The organism is Caballeronia sordidicola (genome assembly GCF_002220365.1).
Classification (GTDB): domain Bacteria; phylum Pseudomonadota; class Gammaproteobacteria; order Burkholderiales; family Burkholderiaceae; genus Caballeronia; species Caballeronia sordidicola_C.
Map to the genome: position 1 here is coordinate 45,867 of NZ_MTHB01000191.1, position 15,362 is coordinate 61,228.

The following is a 15,362-nucleotide window of genomic DNA, read 5'->3' on the forward strand; positions in this document are numbered from 1 at the left end:
GTTCGGACAATGGCCTAAGACAGCAGCGAACCGCCGCGCGGCGCCCGATTCGCAATCTCGCCAATCAGCAACTTCGCGAGCAGTTTTTTATCGGCACGCGGCAAGCGCGTGATCCCCGATGCCTCGAACAGTACGACTTCGTTGTCGTCGAGGCCGAAGGTCAGCGGCCCGAGATTGCCGATCAACAGCGGCACGTTCTTGCGCGCGCGTTTCTCCTCGCCATGCACTTCGAGGTCCCCGCTTTCCGCCGCGAAACCAACGCAATACGGCGGGTTAGGCAACCGCGCGACCGTCGCGAGGATGTCCGGGTTTTCGACGAACGTGAAGGTGGGCATTGGCTGATTGGCGGTCTTCTTGATCTTGTGCTCGCTCAAGTGGTCAACGCGCCAATCCGCGACCGCCGCTACTGCAATAAAGATGTCCGCGTCCGGCGTGGCGTGCAACACCGCGTCGTACATTTGCTGCGCGCTCTGAACATCTTCGCGAACCACACCCCAAGGCGTTTCGAGCGAAACTGGCCCAGCCACGAGATGCACGTCGGCGCCAGCCTGCGCCGCCGCGCGTGCGAGCGCGAAACCCATTTTGCCGGAGGAGCGGTTGGTGATGCCGCGAACGGGATCGAGTGGCTCGAAGGTCGGACCGGCCGTAATCAACACGCGATGCCCTTGCAGGATCTTCGGCTGGAAGAACGCGCAGATGGCTTCGAATGTTGCCGATGGTTCCAGCATCCGGCCATCGCCCACTTCGCCGCACGCTTGCGCGCCGGAGTCGGGGCCGAGCACTTGGACGCCATCGGTACGCAGTTGCGAGACGTTGCGTTGCGTCGCCGGGTTCTGCCACATCTGGCGGTTCATCGCGGGCACGACAAGCAGCGGACAATCGCGCGCCACGCAGAGCGTGGAGAGCAGGTCGTCGCAATTGCCATGCGCGAGCTTGGCGATGAAGTCGGTGGAGGCGGGCGCAATCACGATCGCATCGGCTTCACGCGACAAATCGATATGCGCCATGTTGTTCGCAATCCGCGCGTCCCATTGCGACGTGTACACGGGACGGCCGGACAGCGCCTGCATGGTGACGGGCGTGATGAATTGCGTGGCGGCGTCGGTCATCACGATCTGCACGGTCGCGCCGGCTTTCACCAGCAGACGCGTGAGTTCGGCGATCTTGTAGCACGCGATACCGCCTGACAGCCCAAGTACGAGATGCTTTCCTGCGAGTTCTGCGTTGTCCAAACTTGGCCTCCGTACTCATCACGGCTTACATGCCGAATAACGCTGTCTACTTTGCCCCGCGCACGCGTCGCAATTCATCGAACACCAGCAGCACGGCGCCAATGGTGATCGCGCTGTCGGCGAGGTTAAACGCCGGCCAGTGCCACGTGTTGACGTGGAAGTCCAAAAAGTCGATCACGTGACCATAGGCAATCCGGTCGATCACATTGCCGATCGCGCCGCCCATGATTAGCGCCAGCGCCGTGCAGAACAACCGTTGCGTGCCATGGCGTTTCAGCAAGTAGCAAATCACGATAGCCGCGACCACGCCAAGCGCCGTGAAACCCCAACGCTGCCAGCCGCCGGCGGTGGCGAGAAAGCTGAACGCCGCGCCGCGGTTGTAGATCAGGAACAGGTTGAAAAACGGCGTGAGCGCGTGCGGTTCGCCATAGGTGAACACGCGAGCGACGGCGATCTTCGACAACTGGTCGAACAGAATCACAATCAACGCCACGCCCAGCCACGGTGCGAGTGAACCACTGCTTTGTTTCGACATCGTTCTTGCCATTATGCTGCGCTCCGCGTTTCGCCGTTGCCGAAGAGATTGGTGATGCAGCGGCCGCACAATCCAGGATGTTCCGCCGATGCTCCCACGTCGTCGCAATAGTGCCAGCAGCGTTCGCATTTCAGATACGTCGATGCGATCACGTCGACGCCTTCTTCCGCTTCGCTCGCTACCTTCACCACCCGCGCCGCCGATGTGATCAGCACGAAGCTGAGGTCATCGCCGAGACTGGTCAACGCGTTATACCGCGCGCCGCTTGCCCGGACATCCACTTCAGCCTGCAGCGACGAACCGATCAGATTAGCCGTGCGCGCTTCTTCCAGCGCTTTGGTGACGTCGCTGCGTGCCGAGCGGATCAGCGTCCACTTGTCAAGCAGTTCGCCGGCGTCAGGCACTTGCGGATAGCTGTGATACACCTCGGTGAAAATGGTGTCACGCCCGGGTTGCAGCACCTTGTAAGCCTCTTCCGCCGTGAACGACAGATACGGCGCCACCAGTCGCAGCAAACCATGCGCGATGTGATGCAGCACCGTCTGCGCCGCGCGGCGTTCGCGCGAATCGGGCTTCATGGTGTAGAGCCGATCCTTCAGCACGTCCAGATAGAAACCGCCGAGGTCTTCCGAGCAGAACGTCGCGAGCTTCGATACAACCGGATGGAACTCGAACTTCTCGTAATGCGCGAGCGCGTCGTCCTGCAGGTTCTGCGCAAGGGCTACGGCATATTTATCCATCTCGAGCCAGTCTTCCACCGGGCGCGCGTGCTGCTCGAAGTCGAAATCGGAGAGATTGGACAGCAGGAAACGCAACGTATTGCGAATCCGCCGATACGTCTCGGTCACGCGCTTCAGGATCTCTTCGGAGATCGCGAGTTCGCCCGAATAATCCGTCGATGCAATCCACAAGCGGATGATTTCCGCGCCCAACCGGTTCGACACTTCGTGCGGATCGATGCCATTGCCCAGCGACTTCGACATCTTGCGGCCTTCGCCATCGACGGTGAAGCCGTGCGTAAGCAGCGCGTTGTACGGCGGGCGGCCATCGAGCATGGACGCGGTGAGCAGCGACGAATGGAACCATCCGCGATGCTGGTCCGAGCCTTCCAGATACAAGTCCGCCGGGAACTGCAGCGAATCCTTGTGCGAGCCGCGCAGCACGTGCCAATGCGTCGTGCCGGAATCGAACCACACGTCGAGCGTGTCGCGATTCTTCTCGTACATATTGGCTTCATTGCCGAGCAGTTCTGCGGGATCGAGCGTTTGCCACGCTTCGATGCCGCTCACTTCCACGCGCTTGGCCACTTCCTCGAGCAGTTCGAGCGTATGCGGATGCAGTTCGCCGGTTTCCTTGTGGACGAAAAACGCCATCGGCACGCCCCACTGGCGTTGCCGCGACAGCGTCCAGTCCGGCCGGTTCGCGATCATGCTGTACAGACGTTGTTTGCCCCATGCCGGGAAGAATGCGGTGTTCTCGATCCCTTCCAGCGCCGTCTCACGTAGCGTGCGCGACGCATCGTTGGGCTTCACGTCCATGCCGGCGAACCATTGCGATGTCGCGCGATAGATGATCGGCGTCTTGTGACGCCAGCAGTGCATGTAGCTGTGCTTGTACTTCTCGGTTTTCAGCAAGGACTTTGCGCTACGCAGCGCGTCCACGATCTGGTCGTTCGCTTCCCAGATCGAGAGCCCACCGAACAGCGGCAACGATTCGATATACCGACCATCGCCCATGACCGGGTTGATGATGTCGGAGTCGGTCATGCCATGCGCCTTGCATGACACGAAGTCTTCCACGCCATACGCCGGCGATGAATGCACGATTCCCGTGCCGCTTTCGGTCGTCACATAGTCGCCGAGATACACGGGCGCCGTGCGTTTATAGCCAGGGTGTGCCGCGCTCAGCGGATGATGAAAGCGCAGGCCGCTCAACTTCTCGCCCGTCGTGGTCGCAATGGTCGAACCCGTCAGGCTGTACTGCTTCAGGCATTCTTCCACGCGATCTTCGGCGAGGATCAGCAGGCCCTTCTCGGTATCGACGAGGCTATAGACGATCTCCGGATGCACATTGAGCGCCTGGTTCGCGGGGATGGTCCACGGAGTCGTCGTCCAGATAACGACGCCGCCTTCCTGCTTGGGCAAGGCATTCAGACCAAACGCCCGCGCGGTCTTTTCCGGCTCGGCAAACGCGAACAACACGTCGATGGTCGGATCGACCTTGTCCTGATACTCGACTTCTGCTTCGGCCAGGGCCGACCCGCAGTCGAAGCACCAGTTCACCGGCTTCAGCCCGCGATACACATAACCTTTCTCGAGGATCTTCCCGAGCGCGCGGATTTCGCCCGCTTCGTTCGTGAAATTCATCGTCTTGTACGGATTGTCCCAGTCGCCGAGCACACCAAGCCGCCGGAAGCCGAGCTTCTGCTTTTCGATCTGCGCGCTCGCGTAGGTGCGTGCTTTTTCCATCACTTCGCGCGCCGGCAGCGACTTGCCGAACTGCTTCTCGATCTGGATTTCGATCGGCATGCCGTGGCAATCCCAGCCGGGGACATAGACCGCGTCGAAGCCCGCCAGATTGCGCGCCTTCACGATCATGTCCTTCAGGATCTTGTTCACCGCGTGGCCGAGGTGGATATCGCCGTTCGCATACGGCGGCCCGTCGTGCAGGATGAACTTCTTGCGGCCCTTGCTGGCCGCGCGGATTTTTTCGTAGATCTTGTTGTCTTGCCATTCCTTTACCCACTGGGGCTCGCGCTTGGGCAAGTCACCCCGCATGGGGAACGGCGTATCCAGCAGATTGACCGGATATTTCGACTGGGGCTTGGCTTCTTTCTTGTTGCTCATGGATGACTCGATATCTATTCGGTGAAGCGGCGGTGAGGCGGCGGTTCCAAGCGGGCAAGCTCGGGAACGGGCTCGAAGATGCGTGTTTAGCGAGGCAGCGGGCAGCGCGTCGGGGGCTTTATCGGAAATTTCAAGCACCCGGCGCTACGCGCTTACCTAATTCGATCGGTGGCCGAGGTGGCGAAACCGCTGTCGCGGCCACTCGAGTTCACGTCTGCAGCGAAATAGGCGCGCGCATTGGTGACGTCGCGCGCGATGGCGGCCGTCAGGGTTTCGAGGTCCACGTACTTTTCCTCGTCGCGCAGCTTTTTCAGGAATTCGATACGCACAAGCTTGCCGTACGCGTCGCCATGCCAGTCGAGCACGAAGGTTTCGAGCAGCACGCGGCCGGAGTCGTCCACGGTTGGACGCAGTCCGAGGCTCGCCACGGCCGGCAGCGGCGCGGGTCCGAGTCCATGCACGCGCACGACGAAGATGCCTGCGAGCGCCGGCCGCTTGTGGGCGATCGGCATGTTGAGGGTGGGAAAGCCGAGATCGCGGCCGAGTTTTTGCCCGTGGACCACGTGGCCGCTAATTACATAGGGGCGGCCGAGTGCGAGGCGCGCGGCGTCAAGATCACCGGCTACCAGCGACGCCCGCACGCCTGAACTCGAAATGCGCGCGCCGTTCAGGTCGGCGACCGTTGCCATTTGTTCGACTTCGAATCCGTGTTTGCGTCCGGCTTCCTGCAGCGATTCGAAATCGCCGGCGCGCTTGGCGCCGTAGCGGAAGTCGTCGCCAATCATGACCCAGCGCGCGTGCAGGCCGTTCACGATCACGTTTTCGACGAACGTATCCGGCGGCTGGCTGGCGAAGGTGTGATTGAAATGTTCGACCACGACGCGATCCACGCCGTTTGTGCGCAGTGCTTCGAGTTTGTCGCGCAGCATGGCGATGCGGGGTGGCGCGCCGGCGGGATTGAAGAATTCGCGGGGATGCGGCTCGAAGGTCATCACGCACACGGGCAGGCCGCGGGCGTCCGCGGCGGCGCGCACATGGGCGAGCAGCGCCTGATGGCCGCGGTGGACACCGTCGAAATTGCCGATGGTCAGCGCACAGGGCGCGCGGCTTTCGGCATTGGGTAGGCCGCGAAAGACTCTCACGATATCGGTTGGGTCGGCGGTTGGCGGTTAAATGGGCTAAAAGCAGTAACGCAGGGCTGATGCAGCGCGGGGCTGGCAAAGCCGCAAAGCGTTCGATTATAAACGCTCACGGCACAGGACGGAGGCCGGGCCCGCTACCGGCCGGGCGGATTCGACGGGTTTTGACGGCATCGAATGATAAAATCCGCGGATGAAAAAAATCGTCATCCTGATTTCCGGGCGGGGAACCAATATGGAAACCGTCGTGCGGGCTTGCGCGCGCGACGGCTGGCAGGCAGTGGTGGCTGCTGTCATATCGAATCGCCCAGACGCCGCCGGGCTTGCGTTCGCGGCGGAAAACGGCATTCCGGCAACGGTTGTCGATCACCGTGGTTTCACCACGCGCGAAGCCTTTGATCAGGCGCTTGCACGCGCAATCGACGACTTCGAGCCGGATCTCGTCATGCTCGCGGGCTTCATGCGCGTACTAACCGACGCTTTCGTAGAACGCTACGCGGGCCGGATGATCAATATTCACCCGTCGTTGCTGCCGTGCTTTCCAGGGCTCAAAACCCACCAGCAAGCGCTCGATGCCGGCGTTCGCGTGCACGGCGCAAGCGTCCATTTCGTCACGCCGACGCTGGATCACGGCCCCATCGTCGCGCAAGCTGCGGTGCCGGTCGTGGCCGGCGACGACGCCGCCACGCTCGCTTCGCGGGTCCTGGCTGTCGAACACATTATTTACCCACGCGCGGTGCGCTGGTTCGTCGAAGGGCGTCTTGCCATCGACGGCGAGCGTGTCGTGCTCACGCCACCAGAGCCGCAATGGCTCTTTGCCGACATTGCCGGGGAGGGCGTATGAGGCTTCATGGATTTTTGATAGGACAAACAGAGACGTTGCTGGCGGACGTCTTACGCTTCAGCGGCCCGGCGGACGCGGCTACCAGCCGCTTTTTCCGCGCGCATCCGAAGCTCGGTCATAACGAACGCGGTGTTATCGCCGAAGCGGTGTTCGCCGTCCTGCGTCGCAAGATGGAGTTTTCGCATCTTGCCGAAAGCGGCAGCGGCAACTTGGCGCGGCGTCTCGCCTTGCTGGGCCTGATGCAGACGGCGGGGCTATCCGCGGTAAAGCCCTTCATTTCCGCCGATGAATACCAGTGGCTCAACCAGGTGTCGAAGATCGATCCGGGTAGCTTGCCGGTTCGGGTGCGGACCAATTTGCCGCAGTGGATCTACGACGCCATGACGAAGCGCTTCGATACCGAAGAGCTCGCGTTGCTCGCCGCGGCGCTGAACTACCCGGCGCCGCTCGATCTGCGCGCGAACCCGATCAAGGCCACGCGCGAACTGGTCATCAAGACGCTGACCGAAGCCGGTATCGATGCAGGCGAAATGCCGTTTGCACCGTTTGGCGTGCGGGTGGACGGCAAGCCGGCGCTCACACGTCTGCAACCGTTCCAGGATGGCTGGATCGAGGTGCAAGACGAAGGCAGCCAGCTTTTGTGCTCGCTGGTTGCGCCCCGTCGCGGCGAGATGATCGTCGATTTCTGCGCGGGCGCAGGCGGCAAGACGCTGGCGCTCGGTGCAATGATGCGTTCCACGGGGCGTCTCTACGCCTTCGACGTGTCGGACCGCCGACTCGCCAAGCTCAAGCCACGCCTGGCTCGCAGCGGTTTGTCGAATGTGAATCCGGTGCTGATCGACAGCGAACACGACGCCAAGATCAAGCGCCTGGCCGGCAAGATCGACCGGGTTCTCGTCGACGCTCCGTGTTCCGGCCTCGGCACATTGCGCCGTAATCCGGACCTGAAATGGCGCCAGTCGCCGGAATCGGTGGCGGAACTGACGCCGAAGCAGTTGTCCATCCTGACCAGCGCGGCACGCCTCGTGAAAGTGGGCGGCCGTCTCGTCTACGCAACATGCAGCATGCTGGAAGCGGAAAACGAAGGCGTGGTGAATCAGTTCCTGGCAACGCATCCGGGCTTCAAGCTGGTTCCGGCGCGCGAGGTGCTGGCTGAACAACGCATTGACCTCGACACGGGCGATTACCTGCAACTTTGGCCACACAAGCACGGCACGGACGGTTTCTTCGCCGCCGTACTTGAACGGTTGCCGGTTGCCGCGAAGGAAGCCGTGGTCGAGGAAACAGCAAAGGAATAAGCAATATTTGCTGGCTTTGGCCGGTGGAATCGGTAGCGATCTCCAGCCAAAGCTTTCAAAAACGGGAAATTCGTGTTTACCGCACTAAACAGCAACGCGATTTAGCGGTCAAATTTTCTGCTGAGCCTGCGCGAAATCAAAATTTTCCCTAATCGACACAAAGACTTGGAACGCATGACGTAAAATGCCGTCGAACCACGTGCATAATCCTTTCATGCACCCAACAGCCGTCGATTCGGTTTTCGTTCGGCTATTTTTTCCGCCTTTCAGGTAAATTGCCTTGCTGAATTCATCGCTTCAATTTCTCGCCAACGGATTGCTCGACCTTTCGTGGTGGCAGATCTTGCTGTTCACTCTCGTGATGACGCACATCACGATCATCGGCGTGACCGTGTATCTGCATCGTTGCCAGGCGCACCGCGCGCTGGAGCTGCATCCGGCTGTCAGCCACTTTTTCCGCTTCTGGCTCTGGGCCACGACCGGCATGCTGACCGGACAATGGGCGGCAATCCATCGCAAGCATCACGCTAAATGCGAGACCGAGGAAGATCCGCATAGCCCGCAAACGCGCGGCATCTGGAAAGTCTTGCTCGAAGGCGCTGAACTTTATCGTTCGGAAGCCAAGAACGAAGAAACCATGCGCAAGTTCGGTCACGGCACGCCGAATGACTGGATGGAACGCAACGTCTACACGCGCTACCCCATTCTCGGCATCAGCATCATGATGGTCATCGACATTGCGCTGTTCGGCTTTGTCGGCCTGACGGTCTGGGCTGTGCAGATGATCTGGATTCCTTTCTGGGCAGCGGGCGTAGTCAACGGACTCGCGCACTGGTGGGGTTACCGGAACTTCAATTCCGCCGACGCCAGCACGAACATCTTCCCGCTCGGCATTCTGATCGGCGGCGAAGAACTGCATAACAATCACCACACGTATGCAACGTCGGCCAAACTGTCGAACAAGTGGTACGAATTCGATATCGGCTGGATGTATATCCGCATCATGTCGGCGTTCAAGCTGGCCAAGGTCAAGAAGATTGCACCCACGCCGCGTCTGTCGGCATCGAAACCGGTGCTCGATCACGACACGCTGCAAGCCGTGCTATCCAACCGCTATGAAGTGATGGCGCGTTACGGCAAGACGCTCAAGCGTGCGTATCGGCAGGAATTGTCGAAGTTGAAAGAAGGCGGTTCGGCCGACAAGTACCAACTGATGCGCGGCGCGCGTAAGTGGGCGCACAAGGAAGAGGCGGGTCTGGACGAGCCGCAACGCCAACAGTTGCCGGCGCTTTTCTCCGACAACCACAAGCTGCGCACTTATATTGAATTGCGGCAGGATCTGGCCGCCATGTGGGACCGCTCCAATGCGTCGCGCGAACAACTGCTCGCGCAACTGCAGGACTGGTGTCACCGGGCGGAGCAAAGCGGTATCAAGGCGCTGCAGGACTTCGCGTCACGCCTGCGACGCTACGCCTGACGACAGCAACCCCGCCGACCTTCGTCATCGATATCCGTTAAAATTTCATGACGTCACAAGACCCCGCTCTGGCGGGGTTTTTGCGTTTTTGGGCGCAGTAATCACAACGTAGTTCACGACGTATTCACGGGACATGGAGACGAGGAAGCGATGGAGCACGCGATTAAAAGCGTCGAGTACGACCGGCCACAGGGGCTGACATGCGGTATCGGCCAGGCGTGGGCGAAAGTGCCGGACGCCCCGTCCCGCGAGGAAAAGCATGAGTTGAAGGAGCGCATTCGAGCGTTGCTCATACGCGAGAAAGCGGTGTTGGTCGCGCATTATTATGTCGATGCCGAGTTGCAGGAACTCGCCGATGAAACCGGCGGTTGCGTGGCGGATTCGCTGGAGATGGCGCGTTTCGGGCGCGATCACTCGGCGCAGACGCTGATTGTGGCCGGCGTTCGTTTCATGGGCGAGACGGCGAAAATCCTCAGCCCGGAAAAGCGCGTGCTCATGCCGGATCTCGACGCCACGTGTTCCCTCGACCTGGGCTGCCCCGCCGACGAGTTTTCTGCTTTCTGCGACGCCCATCCCGACCGCACGGTCGTGGTGTACGCCAACACCAGCGCTGCTGTAAAAGCGCGCGCGGACTGGATGGTGACATCGTCGATCGGGCTGGAGATCGTGGCTGAGCTGCATGCGCGCGGTGAAAAGATCCTCTGGGCGCCCGACCGGCATCTGGGCGGTTATATCCAGAAGAAAACCGGTGCCGACATGCTGTCGTGGCAAGGCTCGTGTCTTGTCCACGATGAGTTCAAAGGCGTTGAACTCGACCTGCTGCGCGCTGAGTACCCCGACGCAAAAATCCTCGTTCATCCGGAATCGCCGGAAGCGGTGGTCGCGCTGGCTGACGTGGTGGGTTCCACCACGCAATTGATCGACGCGGCAGTCAGGCTTGATGCGAAGCGGTTTATCGTCGCGACGGATCTCGGGATCCTTCACAAGATGCGGCTTGCTGCGCCGGGCAAGGAGTTCATCGAAGCACCGACAGCCGGGAACAGCGCGACCTGCAAGAGTTGCGCGCATTGCCCGTGGATGGCGATGAACGGGCTGGCGAACCTCGTGGCCGTATTGGAGCGCGGCCACAACGAAATTTTCGTCGACCCGGCTATTGCCGCGCGTGCGCGCTTGCCGATCGACCGCATGCTCGATTTCGCAGCCCGTCACAAGAAGCGCGTCCAGGCGAGCGGTGATCTCGGAAAGGATGTTTCGTTGTTTTCAAACGTAGGAGCGGCGTAATGGTGGCGACGGTGGCAAGTCAGTTGGTTTCTCCCTTGCTTGAAGAAATCCGGGCGTTGTACGGCGAGGCATTCGATCAGGCGCTTCAGCGCAACGTCACCGACGCGCTGGTGGAAGACATAGGCGACGGCGACCGCACCGGGCTGCTCGTGCCTGCCAACGTGCAGCGCACGGCACGCATCACGGTTCGCGATGAGGCTGTGTTGTGCGGCGTGCCTTGGTTTGAAGCGGTGATGCGCCGGGTGGATGAATCGATTCGCGTGGAATGGCTGTACTGCGAAGGGGCGCGGATGACCGCCAATACGCCCGTGGTTTTGCTGCATGGGCCGGCGCGCGCGCTGTTGACCGCGGAGCGTAATGGGCTGAATTTTCTTCAGATGTTGTCGGGAGTGGCGACCGCGACGCGCCGTTATGTGGATGCGATCGAAGGGACGCGCGCGCGGATTCTCGATACGCGCAAGACCTTGCCGGGCTTGCGCCTGGCGCAGAAGTACGCAGTGCGGGTGGGCGGCGGCGCGAACCAGCGGCTGGCGCTTTACGACGGCATTCTGATCAAGGAAAACCATATTGCCGCGGCGGGCGGCGTGGGTGCGGCAATGGATGCGGCGCTTGCGTTGAATGTCGGGGTGCCGATTCAGATTGAAGTGGAGACGCTCGAACAGCTTGAAACGGCGCTGGCGCATCGGGCGGAATCGATCCTGCTCGACAACTTCGCCTTCGGCGCCATGCGCGATGCCGTGCGGCTGACTGGCGGCCGGGCGGTGTTGGAAGTATCAGGCGGGGGGAACTTTGACACCGTAAGGACCATTGCCGAGACAGGCGTGGACCGAATTTCCATCGGCGCGTTGACCAAGGATGTGCGGGCCACGGATTATTCGATGCGGCTTGAGTAGGGCAGGGCGTTGAGGTGGTTTTGGACGTGACGCCCGGTTGCTGCTTTCAGGCTTGGTAGTCTGACTGAAAGCAGCAACTCCGCATCGACCCCGACCACTAAGCCCAGAAAACCAACCCACGACTTGGCGTCGCCACAGGCCGCCCCCGACTGAGCAGCAATCGTCCCATATCTCTCCTCCCTTTCTTCGTGTCTAGACAACTTTAATAAATTATAAAAAAAGTTGATCGATTGCTCCTCGAATTTCCCGCATCAAACGTAGTAAAGCCTCCGTAAGCCATACCCATCAAGCCAGTCAGTATTTTCCCTAACTTCCCCTGTTAGGTGCTAAAAAACATTGCCAGTCATTTTTGTTCACTGCATTCTTGTCTATACAAGTTGGCGTTCGCCACTTGGTCCAACCAACCTTCTTGGAAAAGTGGCTCAACAATGACAGGCAAAATGAAATTGCTCGCCCGGCTGGCTGCATCGGTGGCCGTTGGTGTGATCGCTTTCGGCGCTGCCAGCGCCCAGGCAAAAGACTGGAAATCCGTCACGATCGCTACCGAAGGCGCGTACGAACCGTGGAACCTGACGCTTCCCGGCGGCAAGCTCGGCGGTTTCGAGCCGGAACTGATCGAGAACGTCTGCGCCCGCATCAAGATCCAGTGCACGCTGGTGACGCAAGACTGGGACGGCATGATCGCCGGCCTGCAAGCGGGTAAGTTCGACGTGCTCATGGACGCTATCTCGGTTACGCCGGAACGCGAAAAAATCATCGCTTTCTCGACACCGTACGCGTCGACCCCGGCCGCTTTCGTGTCCGCCGATCAGAGCCCCGCCGCGCTCGCGAAGCAGCCCGGCGCAGGGCAGATCGTCAAGCTGACGGGCGACGCCGCTCACGACAAAACCACCGTCGATGCACTGCGCGTCGCGCTGAAGGGCAAGACCATAGGCATTCAGTCGGGCACGGTCTACACCAAGTTCATCGATACGAACTTCAAGGACGTCGCGACCATTCGCGAATACAAGACCGCGCCGGAGCATGACCTCGATCTGGTTGCAGGCCGCATCGACGTCGCTTTCGACGACAGCACCTATTGGGCCTCCGCATTCACCAAGCCGGAAAACAAGGGTCTCGCGTTCACCGGTCCGAAGATCGCCGGAACGGTCTGGGGTCCCGGCGAAGCACTGGCATTTCGTCAGTCCGACAAGGACCTGAAGGCCAAATTCGACCAAGGCATCCAGGCGGCACTCGCCGACGGTACGGTCAAGCGCCTCTCGCTGAAGTGGCTGAAGGTCGACGCCACGCCTTGATCGGTAGCTGATTCACCAAGCCCTGCGAGCGCGCTTCCATAAGCGGGTGCGCTCGACGACGTCACCGTTGGAGATAAAAGATGAGTCTGGTTCAACTACTCGGTTTCGGCGAGCAAGGGTGGGGCAGCACCTTGCTGCTCGCGCTGCTCATGACCGTCGTGCTGACGATCGCCGCGCTCGCTGTAGGCGCAGTTTTCGGAGCGCTAGTCGCCGCCGCAAAACTGTCGCGCAGCCGCACGCTGAGAATTTTCGGCGACGCCTACACCACGCTTTTTCGCGGTATCCCCGAGCTGCTGATCATCTATCTCTTCTACTTCGGCGGCTCGTCGGTGATGACCGCCGTCGGTCGTTTTTTTGGTGCCGACGGCTTCATTGGCGTGCCGCCTTTTGTAGTCGGCGCACTCGCCATCGGCCTGATTTCCGGATCGTATCAAGCTGAGGTGTATCGCTCGGCCGTGCTGGCAGTGTCGCGCGGCGAGATCGAGGCGGCACGGGCCATCGGCATGTCGACGGCAACGTTATGGCGGCGCGTGCTGATTCCGCAAGTCATCCGTTTTGCGTTACCGGGTATCGGCAACGTCTGGCAATTGAGCCTCAAGGACTCAGCGTTGATCGCAGTGACGGGACTCGCCGAACTGATGCGTACGAGCCAGGTCGCCGCCGGATCGACGCATCAATACTTCACGTTTTATATGGTCGGCGGGGCGCTGTATCTGGTCCTCACGAGCCTGTCGAACCGCGTCTTCGACCGTGCCGAAGCACGTGTCGGCCGGTCATTTCGCGGCACGCTCGCGCGCCACTGAGCCACCAATACGTTCCCCCAAGCGAATCCGACCATGAATATCGATTTCGAATTTCTCGGCGATACGTTCTCGAAACTATTAGCCGCTGTCCCCACCACGCTCGGGTTGTTCTTTGCCTCGCTGATCGTGGGCGGGATGCTTTCTCTTGTGATTGTCGCAATGCGGGTGAGCCCGAACTGGGCGCTCAACCGTTTTGCGCGTGGCTACATCCTGGTGTTCCGCGGCTCGCCGTTGCTGATCCAGATGTTCCTCGTCTACTACGGCCTGGGTCAGTTCCCGGCCGTGCGCGAGAGTTTCCTCTGGCCGCTGCTGCGCGTGCCTTATGTGTGCGCGATCGTCTCGCTCGCGTTGTGCACGGCCGGATATACGGCCGAGATCATTCGCGGCGGTTTGCAGTCGGTGCCGCACGGTCAGATCGAAGCGGCGCTCGCGGTCGGCATGTCGCGCTGGACCGTGTTGCGCCGGATCATCGCGCCGATCACGCTGCGTTATGCGTTACCGGCGTACTCGACTGAAGCCGTGCTGCTCGTCAAGTCGACGGCACTAGCCAGTCTTGTGACGGTCTGGGATGTGACGGGCGTCGCGCAGCAGATTATTCAGCGGACCTACCGGACGATGGAGGTTTTCATCTGCGCGGCCGCGATCTACCTCGTGCTGAATTTCATCATCGTGCGGGCGCTCGGCATGCTCGAGAAGAAGCTCTCACCGCACCTGCGCGATCGCAACGCCATCGCGGCCACTGCGCCGAAGAAGTCTTCAAGCGTTGCGCTCAAGGCAGCAACGGTCCCTGACGGCCAGCATATCGATTCCTGAATCCAAGGGAGAAAATCTCATGAACGTAAGCACCTCCATAGCGCTGTGCGCGACCAACATCCACAAGTCTTTCGGCGATGCGCACGTGCTCAGGGGCATTTCCCTCGACGCGCACGAAGGCGATGTGATCTCCATCCTCGGCGCGAGCGGTTCTGGCAAAAGCACCTTCCTGCGCTGTATCAACATGCTGGAAACGCCCGACGACGGTGAAGTGAAACTCGCGGGCGAAGCGATCGAAATGAAGCGTGGCCGCGATGGACGCTTGCAGCCGGGCAACCGCAAACAGGTCGACCGGATTCGTTCGCAGCTCGGCATGGTGTTCCAGAGTTTCAACCTCTGGTCGCACATGACGGTCATGCAGAACGTGATCGAAGGGCCGTTGCGCGTGCAGAAACGCACGCGTGCGGAATGCGTTGAAGAGGCAGAGCAGTTGCTGACGAAGGTCGGTCTCTACGAGAAGCGCGATGCGTACCCCGCGCATCTGTCGGGCGGCCAGCAACAGCGTGTGGCCATTGCGCGCGCGTTGGCCATGCACCCCAAGGTCATGCTCTTCGATGAACCCACGTCCGCGCTCGATCCGGAACTGGTCGGTGAAGTCTTGCGCGTGATGCGTGCGCTCGCGGAGGAAGGCCGGACCATGCTGGTCGTCACGCATGAGATGGGTTTCGCGCGGCACGTGTCGAATCGCGTGATGTTCCTGCATCAGGGACAAGTCGATGCCGAAGGGCCGCCCGATGACCTGTTCAACGGCCGCTGCTCGGAACGTTTCCAGCAGTTCGTGTCGAGTCATCATTCCCGTGCGGCTAACTAAATCAAGTGAGGTTGACGTGTTGGCTAGTTCCGTTTTACCAGTGCCATCGATTGATCCCATCGTCATCGGCACGGACTCGAGTGAGGGTGGCGGCA

General features: G+C 60.6%; 13 protein-coding genes. 9 read left to right on the forward strand and 4 right to left on the reverse strand.

All coding sequences use genetic code 11. The annotated features are described in order from the left end of the window. Positions 1-14: 14 nt before the first annotated feature. The 4 genes from coaBC to BSU04_RS27050 form a co-directional block, all read right to left on the reverse strand. Positions 15-1,232 carry a bifunctional phosphopantothenoylcysteine decarboxylase/phosphopantothenate--cysteine ligase CoaBC gene (coaBC, locus tag BSU04_RS27035; RefSeq protein ID WP_089163443.1) on the reverse strand — a complete coding sequence of 406 codons (1,218 nt, stop codon included), beginning with the start codon at positions 1,230-1,232 and terminating at the stop codon, positions 15-17. Between the two features lie 46 nt (positions 1,233-1,278). Next, positions 1,279-1,779, reverse strand: a complete 501-nt coding sequence (gene lspA / locus BSU04_RS27040; RefSeq protein WP_089163444.1) for a signal peptidase II — start codon at positions 1,777-1,779, stop codon at positions 1,279-1,281. Then, positions 1,779-4,613 (reverse strand): isoleucine--tRNA ligase, encoded by a 2,835-nt coding sequence (gene ileS, locus BSU04_RS27045; protein WP_089163445.1) that lies wholly within the window; start codon positions 4,611-4,613, stop codon positions 1,779-1,781. Before ileS ends, lspA begins: the two co-directional genes overlap by 1 nt. Positions 4,614-4,765: 152 nt before the next feature. Next, the gene (locus BSU04_RS27050; protein ID WP_089163446.1) at positions 4,766-5,755 is read right to left on the reverse strand and encodes a bifunctional riboflavin kinase/FAD synthetase; all 990 of its coding nucleotides are present in this window, start codon (positions 5,753-5,755) and stop codon (positions 4,766-4,768) included. A gap of 190 nt (positions 5,756-5,945) precedes the next feature. Between BSU04_RS27050 and purN the strand changes: the two genes are divergently transcribed. The 9 genes from purN to BSU04_RS27095 all read left to right on the forward strand — a co-directional run bounded on the left by purN (position 5,946) and on the right by BSU04_RS27095 (position 15,267). Next, positions 5,946-6,596 carry a phosphoribosylglycinamide formyltransferase gene (gene purN, locus BSU04_RS27055; RefSeq protein WP_089163447.1) on the forward strand — a complete coding sequence of 217 codons (651 nt, stop codon included), beginning with the start codon at positions 5,946-5,948 and terminating at the stop codon, positions 6,594-6,596. After that, positions 6,593-7,894 (forward strand): RsmB/NOP family class I SAM-dependent RNA methyltransferase, encoded by a 1,302-nt coding sequence (locus BSU04_RS27060; RefSeq protein WP_089163448.1) that lies wholly within the window; start codon positions 6,593-6,595, stop codon positions 7,892-7,894. Before purN ends, BSU04_RS27060 begins: the two co-directional genes overlap by 4 nt. Positions 7,895-8,174: 280 nt before the next feature. Then, positions 8,175-9,371 (forward strand): DesA family fatty acid desaturase, encoded by a 1,197-nt coding sequence (locus BSU04_RS27065; protein WP_089163449.1) that lies wholly within the window; start codon positions 8,175-8,177, stop codon positions 9,369-9,371. A gap of 150 nt (positions 9,372-9,521) precedes the next feature. Further along, on the forward strand, positions 9,522-10,652 hold the full coding sequence (gene nadA, locus BSU04_RS27070; RefSeq protein ID WP_089163450.1) for a quinolinate synthase NadA: 1,131 nt from the start codon (positions 9,522-9,524) through the stop codon (positions 10,650-10,652). After that, positions 10,652-11,545, forward strand: coding sequence for a carboxylating nicotinate-nucleotide diphosphorylase (nadC, locus tag BSU04_RS27075; RefSeq protein ID WP_089163451.1), 894 nt, complete (start codon positions 10,652-10,654; stop codon positions 11,543-11,545). Before nadA ends, nadC begins: the two co-directional genes overlap by 1 nt. A 428-nt stretch (positions 11,546-11,973) precedes the next feature. After that, positions 11,974-12,840 (forward strand): transporter substrate-binding domain-containing protein, encoded by an 867-nt coding sequence (locus tag BSU04_RS27080; RefSeq protein WP_089163452.1) that lies wholly within the window; start codon positions 11,974-11,976, stop codon positions 12,838-12,840. Between the two features lie 80 nt (positions 12,841-12,920). Continuing rightward, the gene (locus BSU04_RS27085) at positions 12,921-13,643 is read left to right on the forward strand and encodes an ABC transporter permease (protein ID WP_089163453.1); all 723 of its coding nucleotides are present in this window, start codon (positions 12,921-12,923) and stop codon (positions 13,641-13,643) included. Between the two features lie 33 nt (positions 13,644-13,676). Further along, positions 13,677-14,456, forward strand: coding sequence for an ABC transporter permease (locus tag BSU04_RS27090; RefSeq protein WP_089163454.1), 780 nt, complete (start codon positions 13,677-13,679; stop codon positions 14,454-14,456). A 19-nt stretch (positions 14,457-14,475) separates the two neighbouring features. Then, positions 14,476-15,267: an ABC transporter ATP-binding protein gene (locus BSU04_RS27095; protein WP_089163455.1), complete on the forward strand. Its 792-nt coding sequence runs from the start codon at positions 14,476-14,478 to the stop codon at positions 15,265-15,267. The last annotated feature ends 95 nt before the right edge of the window (positions 15,268-15,362 follow it).